General features: G+C 70.2%; 18 protein-coding genes, 5 tRNA genes and 1 pseudogene. 16 read left to right on the plus strand and 8 right to left on the minus strand.

Annotated elements, in window-relative coordinates; translation table 11 throughout:
• Positions 1-285 (minus strand): hypothetical protein, encoded by a 285-nt coding sequence (locus ABZ624_RS21465; RefSeq protein ID WP_360091057.1) that lies wholly within the window; start codon positions 283-285, stop codon positions 1-3.
• A gap of 41 nt (positions 286-326) precedes the next feature.
• Between ABZ624_RS21465 and ABZ624_RS21470 the strand changes: the two genes are divergently transcribed.
• The 6 genes from ABZ624_RS21470 (at position 327) to ABZ624_RS21495 (ending at position 1,610) form a co-directional block, all read left to right on the plus strand.
• A complete protein-coding gene (locus ABZ624_RS21470) occupies positions 327-1,058 on the plus strand; it encodes an HAD family hydrolase (RefSeq protein ID WP_360091060.1) in 732 nt (243 codons plus the stop codon).
• Positions 1,059-1,148: 90 nt separating this feature from the next.
• Positions 1,149-1,220 (plus strand) — tRNA-Gln (locus ABZ624_RS21475).
• Between the two features lie 21 nt (positions 1,221-1,241).
• Positions 1,242-1,314, plus strand: a tRNA-Glu gene (locus ABZ624_RS21480).
• Positions 1,315-1,343: 29 nt separating this feature from the next.
• A tRNA-Glu gene (locus ABZ624_RS21485) sits at positions 1,344-1,416 on the plus strand.
• 21 nt (positions 1,417-1,437) lie between these two features.
• Positions 1,438-1,509, plus strand: a tRNA-Gln gene (locus tag ABZ624_RS21490).
• 28 nt (positions 1,510-1,537) lie between these two features.
• Positions 1,538-1,610, plus strand: a tRNA-Glu gene (locus tag ABZ624_RS21495).
• A 59-nt stretch (positions 1,611-1,669) separates the two neighbouring features.
• Here ABZ624_RS21495 and ABZ624_RS21500 read toward each other — a convergent pair.
• Positions 1,670-2,314, minus strand: a complete 645-nt coding sequence (locus tag ABZ624_RS21500) for a MerR family transcriptional regulator (RefSeq protein ID WP_360091063.1) — start codon at positions 2,312-2,314, stop codon at positions 1,670-1,672.
• Positions 2,315-2,397: 83 nt separating this feature from the next.
• Between ABZ624_RS21500 and ABZ624_RS21505 the strand changes: the two genes are divergently transcribed.
• Entirely contained in the window at positions 2,398-2,907 is a 510-nt protein-coding gene (locus ABZ624_RS21505; RefSeq protein WP_360091066.1) for a DUF4188 domain-containing protein, read from the plus strand.
• Between the two features lie 78 nt (positions 2,908-2,985).
• Here the strand turns inward: ABZ624_RS21505 and ndgR are convergent, their stop codons facing one another.
• Positions 2,986-3,702 (minus strand): IclR family transcriptional regulator NdgR, encoded by a 717-nt coding sequence (gene ndgR, locus ABZ624_RS21510; RefSeq protein ID WP_009320373.1) that lies wholly within the window; start codon positions 3,700-3,702, stop codon positions 2,986-2,988.
• A 196-nt stretch (positions 3,703-3,898) separates the two neighbouring features.
• On the opposite strand from ndgR, the gene leuC reads away from it, so the two are divergent.
• From leuC to ABZ624_RS21530, 4 genes are all read left to right on the plus strand, one after another.
• Positions 3,899-5,329 carry a 3-isopropylmalate dehydratase large subunit gene (leuC, locus tag ABZ624_RS21515; protein WP_360091069.1) on the plus strand — a complete coding sequence of 477 codons (1,431 nt, stop codon included), beginning with the start codon at positions 3,899-3,901 and terminating at the stop codon, positions 5,327-5,329.
• 6 nt (positions 5,330-5,335) lie between these two features.
• Complete coding sequence (leuD, locus tag ABZ624_RS21520; protein WP_360091072.1) at positions 5,336-5,929, plus strand: 3-isopropylmalate dehydratase small subunit; 594 nt, start codon at positions 5,336-5,338, stop codon at positions 5,927-5,929.
• Between the two features lie 273 nt (positions 5,930-6,202).
• Entirely contained in the window at positions 6,203-6,433 is a 231-nt protein-coding gene (locus tag ABZ624_RS21525; RefSeq protein WP_360091075.1) for a hypothetical protein, read from the plus strand.
• 136 nt (positions 6,434-6,569) lie between these two features.
• A complete protein-coding gene (locus ABZ624_RS21530; protein ID WP_360091078.1) occupies positions 6,570-7,223 on the plus strand; it encodes an HU family DNA-binding protein in 654 nt (217 codons plus the stop codon).
• An 83-nt stretch (positions 7,224-7,306) separates the two neighbouring features.
• Here the strand turns inward: ABZ624_RS21530 and ABZ624_RS21535 are convergent, their stop codons facing one another.
• A complete protein-coding gene (locus ABZ624_RS21535; RefSeq protein WP_360091081.1) occupies positions 7,307-7,510 on the minus strand; it encodes a hypothetical protein in 204 nt (67 codons plus the stop codon).
• Between the two features lie 36 nt (positions 7,511-7,546).
• Complete coding sequence (gene cofC / locus ABZ624_RS21540) at positions 7,547-8,185, minus strand: 2-phospho-L-lactate guanylyltransferase (RefSeq protein WP_360091084.1); 639 nt, start codon at positions 8,183-8,185, stop codon at positions 7,547-7,549.
• A gap of 150 nt (positions 8,186-8,335) precedes the next feature.
• Here cofC and ABZ624_RS21545 point away from each other — a divergent pair, with 150 nt between their 5' ends.
• The 3 genes from ABZ624_RS21545 to ABZ624_RS21555 all read left to right on the plus strand — a co-directional run bounded on the left by ABZ624_RS21545 (position 8,336) and on the right by ABZ624_RS21555 (position 11,375).
• Positions 8,336-9,106, plus strand: a complete 771-nt coding sequence (locus ABZ624_RS21545; protein WP_360091087.1) for a lysophospholipid acyltransferase family protein — start codon at positions 8,336-8,338, stop codon at positions 9,104-9,106.
• On the plus strand, positions 9,103-10,113 hold the full coding sequence (locus ABZ624_RS21550; RefSeq protein ID WP_360091090.1) for an NAD(P)H-dependent glycerol-3-phosphate dehydrogenase: 1,011 nt from the start codon (positions 9,103-9,105) through the stop codon (positions 10,111-10,113). The genes ABZ624_RS21545 and ABZ624_RS21550 overlap by 4 nt, the downstream gene beginning before the upstream one ends.
• 104 nt (positions 10,114-10,217) lie before the next feature.
• Positions 10,218-11,375: a D-alanine--D-alanine ligase family protein gene (locus tag ABZ624_RS21555; protein WP_360091093.1), complete on the plus strand. Its 1,158-nt coding sequence runs from the start codon at positions 10,218-10,220 to the stop codon at positions 11,373-11,375.
• A gap of 12 nt (positions 11,376-11,387) precedes the next feature.
• On the opposite strand, the gene ABZ624_RS21560 is transcribed toward ABZ624_RS21555, so the two are convergent.
• A complete protein-coding gene (locus tag ABZ624_RS21560) occupies positions 11,388-11,906 on the minus strand; it encodes a DUF3515 domain-containing protein (RefSeq protein ID WP_360091096.1) in 519 nt (172 codons plus the stop codon).
• A 20-nt stretch (positions 11,907-11,926) separates the two neighbouring features.
• A complete protein-coding gene (locus ABZ624_RS21565) occupies positions 11,927-12,160 on the minus strand; it encodes an Lrp/AsnC ligand binding domain-containing protein (RefSeq protein ID WP_003993216.1) in 234 nt (77 codons plus the stop codon).
• Between the two features lie 245 nt (positions 12,161-12,405).
• On the opposite strand from ABZ624_RS21565, the gene ABZ624_RS21570 reads away from it, so the two are divergent.
• Both ABZ624_RS21570 and thiD read left to right on the plus strand, forming a co-directional pair.
• Positions 12,406-13,371, plus strand: coding sequence for a thiamine-phosphate kinase (locus ABZ624_RS21570; protein WP_360091099.1), 966 nt, complete (start codon positions 12,406-12,408; stop codon positions 13,369-13,371).
• On the plus strand, positions 13,368-14,168 hold the full coding sequence (gene thiD, locus ABZ624_RS21575; RefSeq protein ID WP_360091102.1) for a bifunctional hydroxymethylpyrimidine kinase/phosphomethylpyrimidine kinase: 801 nt from the start codon (positions 13,368-13,370) through the stop codon (positions 14,166-14,168). Before ABZ624_RS21570 ends, thiD begins: the two co-directional genes overlap by 4 nt.
• On the opposite strand, the pseudogene ABZ624_RS21580 reads toward thiD, so the two are convergent.
• A pseudogene (locus ABZ624_RS21580) lies at positions 14,156-14,641 on the minus strand (FAD-dependent oxidoreductase); the annotation flags it as partial. The gene thiD and the pseudogene ABZ624_RS21580 sit on opposite strands and share 13 nt — an antisense overlap.
• Between the last annotated feature and the right edge of the window lie 156 nt (positions 14,642-14,797).

The raw sequence follows: 14,797 nt of genomic DNA on the forward strand, positions 1-14,797 counted from the left end.
TCACTGGGCGTCGGGATCGTCGATCAGGTAGGCGCTCTCGTCGAAGATCTCCAGCACGACGATGACCATGACCGCGCCGGCCACCATGTACTCCAGCATGACGCCCGGGGCGACGTACGCCTTGCGCAGGTGCTCGTCAGGGCCCAGCTGTGCGGTCGAGGTCTTCCGGAACGGGTCACGGGCCAGTATCCCGACGGCCCTGTCCAACTGCGCCCGGCGCTCTGCGGGCAGGGCGTCGAACGTCGCGCGGGCCTCGACGGTGAACTGGACGCGGTACTCGCTCATGGCCCTCAGTGTGCCAGCCGTTCGGCGGTACCGTCGGTGTCATGACGATCAGAGCCGTGGTCTGGGACGTGGACGACACCCTCTTCGACTACACGACCGCGGACCGTGAGGGCATGCGGGCGCATCTTGCCGTGGAAGGGCTGCTCGCCGGGTACGACAGTCCCGAGCAGGCCCTCCTGCGGTGGCGGGCGATCACCGACGCGCAGTGGGCGCGGTTCTCGGCCGGGGAGGTCACCTTCGAGGAGCAGCGGCGGGACCGCGTACGGATCTTCCTGGGCGCGGAACTGGCCGACGCCCAGGCCGACGCCTGGTTCCAGCGGTACATCGGGCACTACGAGGCCGCCTGGAACCTCTTCCCGGACGTCCTGCCCGCCCTGGAGGCGCTCTCCGCCAGCCACCGGCACGCGGTGCTGTCCAACTCCAGCATCACCGTCCAGGAGCACAAGCTGCGCACCCTCGGCCTCCTCGACCGCTTCGAGGCCGTGCTGTGCGCCGCCGAGCTGGGCGTATCCAAGCCTGAGCCCGGCGCCTTCCTGGCGGCCTGCGAGGCACTGGGGCTGCCTCCGCACCAGGTGGCGTACGTCGGCGACCACCCGGAGATCGACGGGCGGGGCGCCGCCGAGGCGGGGCTGCTGTCCGTGTGGATCGACCGCGGGACGGCGTACGCACAGGCCGCCGGAGACGTCGTCGCACACCGGATCTCGACCCTCGCCGAACTCCCGGCGCTCGTCCGCGCGGATACCCGTTTTGGAGCCCCGTCCACCTTCGGGTAATGTTCTTCCTGCGCCGAGGGGAGCGGGCCGGAAGGCCGGAGCCCCAAGGAGCAAGCTAGAACGAGAACCCCGCAGGGGCTTGAGTTCCGGTGGCCTATGGTGTAATTGGCAGCACGACTGATTCTGGTTCAGTTAGTCTTGGTTCGAGTCCAGGTAGGCCAGCTCGCAGAGCTTATCTGCAAAGCCCCCGTTGTGTAGCGGCCTAGCACGCTGCCCTCTCAAGGCAGTAGCGCCGGTTCGAATCCGGTCGGGGGTACTGATCCTGATCCTGTCGGGATCGCTAGGGCCCCCGTTGTGTAGCGGCCTAGCACGCCGCCCTCTCAAGGCGGTAGCGCCGGTTCGAATCCGGTCGGGGGTACTGACTGGTCTAAACCATCATTGGTCTATGGTGTAATTGGCAGCACGACTGATTCTGGTTCAGTTAGTCTTGGTTCGAGTCCAGGTAGACCAGCTCGGACCTGCGGAAACGCAGAGTCCACGCCCCCGTTGTGTAGCGGCCTAGCACGCCGCCCTCTCAAGGCGGTAGCGCCGGTTCGAATCCGGTCGGGGGTACAGAGGGCAGGCCCTCCACTTCGGTGGGGGGCCTTCGCCGTAGCCGGCCACCGGTCGGCTCACTCGAAGCCGTAGCGACGCCCCGACTCCTCCTCCTGGGCCAGCCGGCGCAGCGCCTGCAGCATCGGCTCGGTCAGGACCGCGCCGAGCACCGCCGTCTCCACCTTCTCCGCCTCCGACAGATGCGTTTCCACGAAGTCCAGGTCGAGTTTGGCGACCTCGTGCATCAACTTGGCGTAGGACACGAGCAGTTCGCTTCCCCATTCGTAGCCGAGCCGACGGAACGCGGCCACCGCCACCACCAGGGAGCGGTACGAGGGCGAGATCGTCGTCAGCAGCTTCGCGTTCGACCAGCCCAGCCGGTCCAGCAGCTCGTCCACCTCCCGGTGCGCCGCCTGCACGAAGGCGTCCTCCTCTTCCGGCTCCGGCACCTGCGGCAGCGCCCACAGGGCCGCGCCCAGCCGGATCGTGCGGCCCAGGGCGTAGTCGTCGACGTTGCGCAGCACCTCCCGGACCGTGGCCACCGGAATCCCGCCGACCTGGATCATCGCGCGCACCAGCCGCAGCCGGCGCAGGTGCCCGTCGTCGTACTCCGCCGTCGTGGGGTTGACCTGGCGGCCCGGCGGCAACAGGCCTTCGCGCAGGTAGTACTTGATCGTCGCGGTGGACACCCCGCTGCGTCTGCTCAGTTCGGCGAGCCGCATGTCTTGCGCTCCTTCTTGGATAACGGCACTATCCAAGCATCGCTACTTGGATAGCGTCGCTCGCCAACGAGGGGATAGTGGCCATGGTGTCCCGCACGACCGCCGACGCGAAGGGCGAGGTCGTCGTCCTGCTGATCGGCATGCGCATCAACCGCTTCCGGGCCGTACATCTGTGGCTGCCGGTGATGCTCGCGATGTTCCGCATGCTGCGGGAGCTGGAGCAGGATCCGGCGCGGGGCCTGCGCAGCCGCGTCATGCTGACGGCTTCTCCGCGCACGTACTACATCGTTCAGTACTGGGAGTCCAAGGAGAAGCTGTACGCCTACGCGACCGCGCCGGACGCCTTCCATCACAAGGCCTGGGCGCGCCTCAACCGCATGGAGCGGGCCGGGAAGCTGCGCGGGCAGGTCGGCATCTGGCACGAGACGTATGTCGTGCCGGAGGGGTCCTACGAGGCGATCTACGGCGATATGCCCGCGTTCGGGCTGGCCGCCGCGCACGGGCAGATCCCGCTGGAGAAGCGGGGCCGGTACGCGAAGGACCGGTTCTCGTACCGCTCGCAACAGGTTCCGGTGGCCGAGAAGACCAGCTGAACAGGGGGACGGGGGAGCGGGGAGGGCCTGCCGCGGCGTTGGGGCGGGCCCTCCCCGGCGTCTCCGTACGGCGCCGGCTCAGCCCGAGCGGCGCAGGGCCTCCGACAGGCGGGCCGCCGCGTCGATGACCGCCTGGGCGTGCATACGGCCCGGGTGCCGCGTCAGACGCTCGATGGGGCCGGAGACGGACACGGCGGCCACGACGCGGTTGGAGGGGCCGCGTACGGGCGCGGAGACGGATGCGACGCCCGGCTCGCGCTCGCCGATGGACTGGGCCCAGCCGCGCCGCCGTACACCCGACAGGGCCGTCGCCGTGAAGCGGGCGCCCTGCAGGCCGCGGTGCAGACGCTCCGGCTCCTCCCAGGCCATCAGGATCTGCGCCGAGGAGCCGGCCTTCATCGTGAGCGTGGAGCCGACCGGGACGGTGTCCCGCAGGCCGGACAGGCGCTCCGCCGCGGCCACACAGATACGCATGTCACCCTGGCGCCGGTAGAGCTGTGCGCTCTCGCCGGTGACATCGCGGAGGTGGGTGAGCACGGGGCCCGCCGTCGCGAGCAGGCGGTCCTCGCCCGCCGCCGCAGCGAGCTCCGCGAGGCGCGGGCCGAGAATGAAACGGCCCTGCATGTCGCGTGCCACCATGCGGTGGTGTTCCAAAGCCACGGCCAGGCGGTGAGCCGTGGGTCGTGCCAGTCCGGTGGCCCCGACCAGACCCGCGAGGGTGGCCGGACCGGACTCCAGGGCGCTCAGGACGAGGGCCGCCTTGTCCAGAACGCCGACGCCGCTACTGTTGTCCATGCAACGATACTCACGTCTCACTCTGTGAAACGCAAGTTCAATTTTCCGTGGAACGCGCCACCCTGGAATCACACAGCGGCCCGCAGACCAACGGGCCCGGTGGTGGACGCCCGGAATCACGACATCAGGGTGCGGCGGCCGCTTCCTCAAGATCTCTAGTTGGGCCGGTGGACCTTTGCCGGCCGGAGGGAAAGCGATGGGTAGGACACTCGCGGAGAAGGTCTGGGACGACCACGTCGTCCGGCGCGCCGAGGGCGAGCCCGACCTCCTCTTCATCGATCTGCACCTGCTGCACGAGGTGACCAGCCCGCAGGCCTTCGACGGACTGCGCAAGAACGGTCGCCCGGTGCGCCGCCTCGACCTCACCATCGCCACCGAGGACCACAACACCCCGACCCTCGACATCGACAAGCCCATCGCGGACCCCGTCTCCCGCGTCCAGCTGGAGACGCTGCGCAAGAACTGTGCCGAGTTCGGGGTGCGGCTGCACCCGCTGGGCGACGTCGAGCAGGGCGTCGTGCACGTCGTCGGCCCGCAGCTGGGACTGACCCAGCCCGGTACGACCGTGGTCTGCGGTGACTCCCACACCTCCACGCACGGCGCGTTCGGCGCCCTGGCGTTCGGCATCGGCACCTCGCAGGTCGAGCACGTGCTGGCCACCCAGACGCTGCCGCTGGCCCGCCCCAAGACCATGGCGATCACCGTCGAGGGCGAGCTGCCCGAGGGCGTCACGGCCAAGGACCTGATCCTGGCGATCATCGCGAAGATCGGCACCGGCGGCGGCCAGGGCTACATCCTGGAGTACCGCGGCTCCGCCATCGAGAAGCTCTCGATGGAGGCCCGGATGACCATCTGCAACATGTCGATCGAGGCCGGTGCCCGCGCGGGCATGATCGCCCCCGACGAGACCACCTTCGCGTACCTCAAGGGCCGCCCGCACGCCCCCGAGGGCGCCGACTGGGACGCCGCGGTGGAGTACTGGAAGACGCTGCGCACCGACGACGACGCCGAGTTCGACGCCGAGGTCGTGATCAACGCCGACGAGCTGTCCCCGTTCGTCACCTGGGGCACCAACCCCGGCCAGGGTGCGCCGCTTTCGGCGAACGTCCCCGACCCGGCTTCGTACGAAGACGCTTCGGAGCGCCTCGCTGCCGAAAAGGCCCTGGAATACATGGGGTTGGAGGCCGGCCAGCCGCTGCGCTCCATCAAGGTGGACACCGTCTTCGTAGGCTCCTGCACCAACGGCCGCATCGAGGACCTGCGCGCCGCCGCGGATCTGCTGCGGGGCCGCAAAGTCGCCGACGGCGTACGGATGCTGGTCGTCCCGGGCTCCGCTCGGGTGGGTCTGCAGGCCGTCTCCGAGGGCTTGGACGTGGTCTTCAAGGAGGCCGGCGCCGAATGGCGGCACGCGGGCTGCTCGATGTGCCTCGGCATGAACCCCGACCAGCTGGCCCCGGGGGAGCGCTCCGCGTCCACCTCCAACCGCAACTTCGAGGGCCGGCAGGGCAAGGGCGGTCGTACGCACCTGGTGTCGCCGCAGGTCGCGGCGGCCACCGCGGTCCTGGGCCACCTGGCCTCGCCCGCCGACCTGTCCGACGCCGAGACCCGTACGCCCGCTGGAGTCTGATCAGTCATGGAAGCATTCACCACGCACACCGGCCGGGCCGTCCCGCTGCGCCGCAGCAACGTCGACACCGACCAGATCATCCCTGCTCACTGGCTCAAGAAGGTGACCCGGGACGGTTTCGAGGACGGACTGTTCGAGGCCTGGCGCAAGGACCCCGAGTTCGTCCTCAACCGCCCCGAGCGGCAGGGCGCCACCGTCCTGGTCGCCGGCCCCGACTTCGGTACCGGCTCGTCCCGCGAGCACGCCGTCTGGGCGCTGCAGAACTACGGCTTCAAGGCCGTGATCTCCTCCCGTTTCGCGGACATCTTCCGGGGCAACTCGCTGAAGAACGGCCTGCTCACGGTCGTCCTGGACCAGAAGATCGTCGACGCGCTGTGGGAACTCACGGAACAGGACCCCACTGCTGAGGTCACTGTGGACCTTGAGGCTCGTGAGGTGCGCGCCGAGGGCATCACCGCCTCCTTCGAGCTGGACGAGAACTCCCGCTGGCGGCTGCTGAACGGCCTGGACGACATCTCCATCACGCTGCAGAACGCGGCCGACATCGCCGCGTACGAGGCCAAGCGGCCGTCGTACAAGCCGAGGACGCTCCAGGTCTGATCCGCTCCGGCCACCGGGCCCGAGCGGTCGAGATCCGGCCACCCCAACATCCCCTCCGTACCCCCGATCGCCACGATCGGGGGTACGGCCATGTCCGGGCCCGAACCGCCCCGCGCGCTTCTTGCTCTCCTCTCAACTTCCCACGTTACGAAGGGGGTTGCACGGGTACGTGAGTGCCGGGATCGCGTCCTTTGCAAGTGCCTGGAAGGCCATTTGAGGCGGCAGTTGCCCCCTGGGCAGGCGACAACTCGCCCCAGATGGCACAATCTGTGCATGGGACACGACGGCCAACTCCAGCTCTATACGGCGGTCGCGAACCAACTCAAAGAAGCGCATGCAAGGGTGCGCGCACTGCAAGTCCCGGAGGGCGTACGGATGGCGCTGACCCGGAAGCTGCTGGTCATTACGGCCGCGGCCAAGCACGATCTCGCCGCTGCGGCAAGGCGGCTCGAGCGGTTCAACGCGGACCTCGACGAGGGTCGGATCCCCGACGAGGACCACTGAACAGCCCGAGACCACCGAGTCCGTTGCGGCACAAGGGTGATTAGCCCGTTTCGTGTTTGATTTGCGGTATATATCTGCCTAACGTGCGAAAAAGCTTGAACACTTTCGTTCTGGCGATGTCTCCGAAGGGGAAGACGTGAACAAGGCGCAGCTCGTAGAAGCGATTGCCGACAAGGTGGGTGGCCGCCAGCAGGCCGCCGACGCTGTCGATCATGTCCTGGACGCCATCGTCCGCGCGGTCGTCGCGGGCGAGCGGGTCTCGGTCACCGGCTTCGGGTCCTTCGAGAAGGTGGACCGCCCCGCCCGTTACGCCCGCAACCCTCAGACGGGCGAGCGGGTTCGGGTCAAGAAGACCTCCGTGCCGCGCTTCCGCGCCGGTCAGGGCTTCAAGGACCTGGTGAGCGGCTCGAAGAAACTGCCGCGCGGGGGCGAGGTCTCGGTCAAGAAGGCGCCGAAGGGCAGCCTGACCGGCGGCGCCGCGGCGCCCACGGTCAAGAAGGCCGCCGCGAAGAAGACCACCAAGGCCGCCGCCGCGAAGAAGACCACGGCGAAGAAGACGACCGCGAAGAAGACCACGGCCGCCGCGAAGAAGACCACGGCGAAGAAGGCGCCCGCCAAGAAGGCCACGGCGACCGCCAAGACCACCGCCGCGAAGAAGACCACCGCCAAGAAGGCCACCGCCAAGAAGGCCCCGGCGAAGAAGGTCACCGCGAAGAAGGCCCCGGCCAAGAAGTCGACGGCACGCAAGACCACCGCGAAGAAGGCCACCGCCCGCAAGGCGACGTCGTAAGGCCGCCAGGGCACGACGCCAGGGCACTCACGCGCCGGGCCGGACTCCCCAGGGAGCCCGGCCCGCGGGGTGTGTAAGGGCAGTTACAGGGTTTGGAGGGTTACGAGGGTGATGCGCAGGGCGTCGCCCTGTCCCTCGGTCTCGATCCGCACACGCTGACCGGGCCGCAGGAGCCGGAGGCCCCCGGCGGTGAAGGCGGCGGCGTCGAAGGGGACCGGGGTGCCGTCGTCGAGCAGTACCTGCCCGCTTCGGCTTTCCGGGTCGTAGGTGTATGCGGTGGCGTGCATGACGGCCAGCCTAGCCCGGCTCCCGTACCGGGCACCTCACGAACCCGGGATCAGCAAACCCGCCGACACCGCGGCCGTATGCGGGCCCACTCCCCATGCCAGCGCCGCCCGCAGATCGTCCCCGGTATCGACGTCCTGCCGTACCGAATCGACCCCCGCGAGCCGGAGTTCCTCCGCCCCGGATGCCCGGTGCCGGGCGCGGGAATCAATGCCGAACTCCGGCTGCAATTCCCCGTCCGGCCCCGCGGCCAGCAACGTCGTGCCCAGCTGCGCCGCATCCGCGAGAAACGCCCGCGGAAACTCCGCCGCCGCACCCAGGACAACGCCCAGTTCCGCCGGCCGCAACGCGGGCAGATCGGCGTTCAGGGCGGCGACCGGTGCGCGCGGGCGCCTGTCGCGTACGACGGCCGCGCCGTGCGCCAACGCGGCGTTCAGGCCGTTCGCCGGCGCGTCGGGCACGATCCGCGCACCCAGCGCCGCCAGCTCACGCGCCGCCAGCTCGTCGTTGGTGACGACCGCCACATCCGCGACCGCCGCGCAGGTCAGCGCCGCGGCCACCGTGTCCTGTGCGAACGCGAGCGCCAGCCCAGGGCGCACCCCGTCGGCGGCGGTGTCCGAGAGCCTGCTCTTCGCCCGGGACAGGGGCTTCAGGGGGATGACCAAGGTCCACTGCACCGGCGTACCGTCCCTCTCTTGTCGCGATCATTGTCCCCGGGCCGTCTGGCCGCCTGCCCTCGGGCGTACGGTGTTCTCGACAGACCGGCGGCCCGGGGCGACAATCGTGCGGCCCCCGCCGGGGTGGCGCCCCTAGAGGAAGGTGTTCTTGTGCCCCGCCGCAGAATCGGCTTCTGGTACCGCTTCGCCGCGGTGATCTGCAAACCGCCGCTGGTGGTTCTGGTCAAGCGGGACTGGCGTGGAATGGAGCACATTCCGGCCGAGGGCGGATTTATCACCGTGGTGAACCACAATTCCCACGTGGACCCCTTCGCGTACGCGCACTATCAGTACAACACCGGACGGGTTCCGCGATTCCTGGCGAAGAGCGGGCTTTTCAAGAAGGGATTCGTCGGCGCCGCCATGCGGGGCACCGGGCAGATCCCCGTCTACCGTGAGTCCACGGACGCGCTCAGCGCCTTCCGCGCCGCGATCGACGCCGTGGAGCGCGGCGAGTGCGTCGCCTTCTACCCCGAGGGCACCCTGACCCGCGACCCGAACGGCTGGCCCATGACCGGCAAGACGGGTGCCGCCCGCGTCGCCCTGCAGACCAAGTGCCCGGTCGTCCCGGTCGCGCAGTGGGGCGTCAACGAACTGCTGCCGCCGTACGCCAAGAAGCCCGACCTCTTCCCGCGCAAGACCCATCACGTGCTCGCGGGCCCGCCCGTGGACCTCTCGCGCTTCTACGACAAGGAGATGACCCCGGACCTGCTGAAGGAGGCCACCGAGGTCATCATGGCGGCCATCACCCGCCAGCTGGAGCAGATCCGCGGCGAGAAGGCGCCCGAGACGCCCTACGACCCGCGCCGCGAGCGGATCGAACAGCGACGCCGCACCCAGGCGCAGACCAAGCGCAAGGAACCGGAAGGGCAGGGCAAGTGAGCAAGGCGGTCAAGGCGGCGGTCATGGGCACCGGCTCATGGGGCACCGCCTTCGGTATGGTCCTCGCCGACGCGGGCTGCGAAGTGACCCTGTGGGCGCGCCGTCCCGAGCTGGCCGAGGCGGTCAACTCCACCCGGACCAACCCCGACTACCTGCCCGGCGTCGCACTCCCGGAGAACCTCACAGCGACCTCGGATCCGGCCGAGGCCCTGCGCGACGCGGACTTCACCGTCCTCGCCATCCCCTCCCAGACCCTGCGCGCCAACCTCGCCGAGTGGACCCCGCTGCTCGCCCCGGACACCGTGCTCGTCTCCCTGATGAAGGGCGTCGAACTCGGCTCCACCATGCGGATGAGCGAGGTCGTCGACGACGTCGCCAAGGTCGGCTCCGCTCGCATCGCGGTCGTCACCGGGCCCAACCTGGCCCGCGAGATCGCCGCCCGCATGCCCGCTGCGGCCGTCGTCGCCTGCACCGACGAGGCCGTCGCCCAGCGCCTCCAGGCCGCCTGCCACACGCCGTACTTCCGGCCGTACACCAACACCGACGTCGTCGGCTGCGAACTGGGCGGAGCGGTCAAGAACGTCATCGGCCTCGCGGTCGGCATCGCCGACGGCATGGGGCTCGGCGACAACGCCAAGGGCTCGCTCATCACGCGCGGTCTCGCCGAGACCACCCGGCTCGGCATGGCGCTCGGCGCCGACCCGCTGACCTTCTCCGGGCTCGCGGGCCTGGGCGACCTGGTGGCCACCTGCTCCTCGCCGCTGTCCCGCAACCACACCTTCGGCACCAACCTCGGCAAGGGCATGACCCTCCAGGAGACCATCGCGGTCACCAGGCAGACAGCCGAGGGCGTCAAGTCCTGCGAGTCGGTGGCGGATCTGGCCCGCCGGCACGGTGTGGAGATGCCCATCACCGAGACGGTCGTGGACATCGTGCACGAGGGCAAGCCGCCGGTGGTCGCCCTCAAGGAGCTGATGGGGCGCAGCGCCAAGCCCGAGAGGCGCTGAACGGACCGCCCGCACGACGCTGAGCGACCGTTGGGGGGACGCTGAGTCACGGCGGCCCAGCGGGCGCTGACTCGGTGGATACCAACGGGTACTCTCAACGCGATATGAGCACCGAGAACCTTCCCCAGAGCCCTGAGCAGCCGTCGCGCAAGCCGCGCGTGGCCGTCGTGTTCGGCGGGCGCAGCTCCGAACACGGGATCTCCGTGGTCACGGCCGGCGCCGTCCTCAAGGCCATCGACCGGACGAAGTACGACGTCCTGCCGATCGGCATCACCCGGGACGGCCGTTGGGCGCTGACGGCCGACGAGCCGGAGCGGATGGCCATCACCGACCGCCGCACCCCCAGCGTGGAGGAACTGGCGGAGTCGCGCGAGGGCGGCGTGGTGCTCCCCGTCGACCCCTCGAACCGCGAGGTCGTCTACAGCGAGCCCGGCTCGGTGCCCAAGGCGCTCGGCGAGGTCGACGTGGTCTTCCCGGTGCTCCACGGCCCGTACGGCGAGGACGGCACCCTGCAGGGTCTGCTGGAGCTGTCCGGGGTGCCCTACGTGGGCGCCGGTGTGCTCGCCTCGGCCGTCGGCCAGGACAAGGAGTACATGAAGCGGATCTTCACCTCCTACGGGCTCGCGGTCGGCCCGTACGTGGTGATCCGGCCCCGCGAGTGGCAGCAGGACGAGTCCGCCGCCCGCAAGAAGATCATCGACTTCGCCGGCGAGCACGGCTGGCCGCTGTTCGTGAAGCCCGCGCGCGCGGGTTCGTCGATCGGCATCACCAAGGTCGGCGACCTGTCCGGCCTGGACGAGGCGATCGCCACCGCGCAGGCCCACGACCCGAAGATCCTCGTCGAGGCCGCCGTGCGGGGCCGCGAGATCGAGTGCGGGGTGCTGGAGTTCGAGGACGGGCCGCGCGCCTCCGTGCCGGCCGAGATCCCGCCGCCGGACGCGCACGCGTACTACGACTTCGAGGCGAAGTACATCGACTCCACGCCCGGTATCGTCCCGGCGCCGCTCACCGAGGAGCAGACCGCCGAGGTGCGGGAACTCGCGGTGCAGGCCTTCGAGGCGGTCTCCTGCGAGGGGCTGGTCCGCGCGGACTTCTTCCTCACCGAGGACGGCGAGTTCGTGATCAACGAGGTCAACACCCTGCCCGGCTTCACGCCGATCTCGATGTACCCGCAGATGTGGCAGGCCGGCGGCGTCAGCTACCCCGAGCTGATCGACCGCCTGGTGCAGGCCGCGCTGCGGCGCCCGACCGGGCTGCGCTGACCGTCGGCACCCTCATCGCATGGAGGCGATCCCCTTGGGGATCGCCTTCTTCACGGCCGTCGCGAGGCCGGTGAGCAGGGCCGTGCCCTCCTCCTGCGCGGACACCCCCTCGGGCAGGCTCACCTGCACATAGGCCACGCGGTTCGCCGTCGTGAACCGCCAGGTGCCGTCGCCCTGCTTCTCCATCAGCCAGTCGACGCCGTTCACGCCGCCCGCGACGGCGTCGGGGTCACCGCCCTCGGCCACCTTGGGATCGACCATCTTCGGCGGCCGTACGACACCGCAGCGCAGTATGATCGCCGGGTTTCCCCAGCCCGCCGTGTAGGCGGACCGGGGTCCGGGGTCGTTGCGGCTCCGTCCGTCGAGCTTCTGCGGCAGCACCCGGTGCAGCTCCCGGCACACCTTCGCCGTCTTCGCGTCGGGGCTGGGAACCGCCACCGTGGCGCCGCCGTCTGCCGACGAGCAGCCCGCGACCGCGATCAGCAGCGCGGGCGCGAGCAGGCCGATGGGCCGGTGACGGAAAATGTTCACCGGCCAAGGGTAGACGGGGGCTACAGATGCACGACCGGACAGGTCAGGGTGCGGGTGATGCCGTCCACCTGCTGGACCTTGGCGACCACCATGCGACCGAGGTCGTCGACCGTGTCGGCCTGGGCGCGCACGATGACGTCGTAAGGTCCCGTCACGTCTTCGGCCTGGAGCACTCCAGGGATCTTGCTGATCGTCTCGGCGACGGTCGACGCCTTGCCGACCTCGGTCTGGATCAGGATGTACGCCTGTACCACGGAACCTCCAGAGCGGCCACGAGGATCATGTGGGGAAAAGGAACGCCACGGTATCGCGTTGCCGCTCCCCGCGGGGAGACCTGCGGGAACCGGGCTTGCGCGCCAGGGTGCAGGCACGACGGAAGTTGACGGTCACCTGACCGTTTCGACGGTCGTTCCGACCGTGTCGACGGTCACCTCGACCGTATCGGGGACACTGATGAGGCGCGAGTGGGCACGGCATGGCAGAGAAGGGGAGCAAGGCAATGAAGGGCACTGTTGGTGAGCTCGGGGAGTTCGGGCTCATCAGGGAGCTCACCTCCCGTCTCACCACCACCCCGGCGGTCCGGATCGGCCCCGGCGACGACGCCGCGGTGGTCGCCGCACCCGACCGGAGGGTGGTGGCGAGCACCGACATCCTGCTGGAGGGACGGCACTTCCGCCGCGACTGGTCCACGGCGTACGACGTCGGACGCAAGGCGGCGGCACAGAACCTCGCCGACATCGCCGCGATGGGCGCCGTACCGACCGCCCTGCTGCTCGGCCTGGTCGTACCGGCCGAACTCCCGGTGACCTGGCCGAGCGAGCTGATGGACGGCCTGCGCGACGAGTGCCAGGTCGCGGGTGCCTCCGTGGTCGGCGGTGACGTCGTCCGCGGCGACACGATCATGGTGTCGATCACCGCGCTCGGCGATCTGCGCAACCAGGAGCCCGTCACCCGCGCCGGCGCCCAGCCCGGCGACCTGGTGGCCGTCACGGGCTGGCTGGGCTGGTCCGCGGCCGGTTACGCGGTCCTCTCCCGCGGCTTCCGCTCCCCGCGCGCCTTCGTGGAGGCCCACCGGCGCCCGGAGCCGCCGTACCACGCGGGCCCCGCGGCTGCGGCGCTGGGCGCGACCGCGATGTGCGACGTGAGCGACGGGCTGATCGCCGACCTCGGGCACATCGCCGAGGCCAGCAAGGTCCGGATCGACATCCGCTCCGGCGCGATCGACATCCCGACGCAGATGAACGACATCGGTCAGGCCGTCGGCGTCGACCCGATGCAGTGGGTGCTGACCGGGGGAGAGGACCACGCGATCGTGGCGACCTTCCCGCCGGACGCCAAGCTCCCGGCCCGCTGGAAGGTCATCGGTGAGGTCCTCAACCCCTCCGCGTTGCCCCAGGTGACCGTCGACGGGGCGCCCTGGACCAGCAAGGGCGGCTGGGACCACTTCGGGGACATCGAGTCATGAGCCTGCCCAGGGTCCTGACCGTGGCCGGCTCCGACTCCGGCGGCGGCGCCGGCATCCAGGCCGACCTGAAGACGATGCTCGCGCTCGGCGTGCACGGGATGAGCGTGATCACGGCCGTCACCGCGCAGAACTCCCTGGGCGTGCAGGGCGCGTGGGAGCTGCCCGTGGAGGCGGTCCGGGCGCAGTACCGCAGTGTCGTGGACGACATCGGCGTGCAGGCCGTGAAGACCGGCATGCTGGCCTCGGCGGAACTGGCCGGGACGGTCGCCGAGTTGATCTCCGGTACGGACGCCCCGGCCGTGGTGGATCCGGTGGGCGTCTCCAAGCACGGCGACCCGCTGCTGGCCGCCACCGCCCTGGACTCGGTCCGCACCAAGCTGCTGCCGGTGGCGACGGTGGCAACCCCGAACCTCGACGAGGTGGCCCAACTCACCGGCCTCCGCGTCGAGTCCGAGGACGATCTGCGACGGGCGGCGGCCGCCGTGCTGGCGTACGGGCCGCGGTGGGTGCTGGTCAAGGGCGGACACCTGCCCGGAGACGCCGTCGATCTTCTGACGGACGGCTCCGAGGAACACTGGCTGCGCGCACCCCGCCACGACAACCGGCACACGCACGGCACGGGCTGCACGCTCGCCTCCGCGATCGCCTCGGGGCTGGCGAAGGGACAGAGCGTGCCGGAGGCCGTCAAGCGGGCCAAGGAGTACGTCACGGGGGCGATCGCCGCCGGCTTCGCGCTGGGCGCGGGCATCGGACCGGTGGATCACGGATGGGCCCTGCGCCGGACTCACGCCGGGTAGTCCCGCAGCTCGATGTCCGTAGCCGCCTTCTCGGTGAGCCGCTTGAAGAAGCCGGCCAGCAGGCGTGAGCCGAGCAGCCGGTACATCCGGTCACGGCTGCGGATGCGCCGCTCGGTGGGCGGTGCGAAGAACGGGCCCGCGTTGCCGGAGATCTTCTGGCAGCCCTTGGCGAATCCCGTGACCCGGCTCTCGTACCCGGCGAAGGCCGTACGGTGGTCACCGCCCGCGAGGGCGAGTTCACCGGCCAGCACATACGCGCCGACGATCGCCGCACCCGTGCCCATCCCGCCCATGGTGGCGCCGTACCCGGCGTCCCCGAGCAGCACCACCCGCCCCTCGGCCAGCCGGTCGACGTGGATCTGGGCGATCGCGTCGAAGTACAGGTCGTCGGTCTCCTCCAGCGCCTTCAGGACATGCGGGGCCTCCCAGCCCATGCCCGCGAACCGCTCGGCGAGGATCCGCCTCGGCGCACTCGGCGAGTTCCAGGGCCCCCGGTGTCTCGCCGGCCGGCCCGGTCGCCTGCACGAACCACTCCCGGGCCTCCTCGGCCCGCCCCTCGGCGGCGGCCGCACGGCCCAGGCCGATGAGGAGGCGCACGGCCTCGCCCGCCCCGAACCAGTTGGCGGCGC

Origin of the sequence: Streptomyces sp. NPDC007205 (genome assembly GCF_040634095.1) — a bacterium.
Classification (GTDB): domain Bacteria; phylum Actinomycetota; class Actinomycetes; order Streptomycetales; family Streptomycetaceae; genus Streptomyces.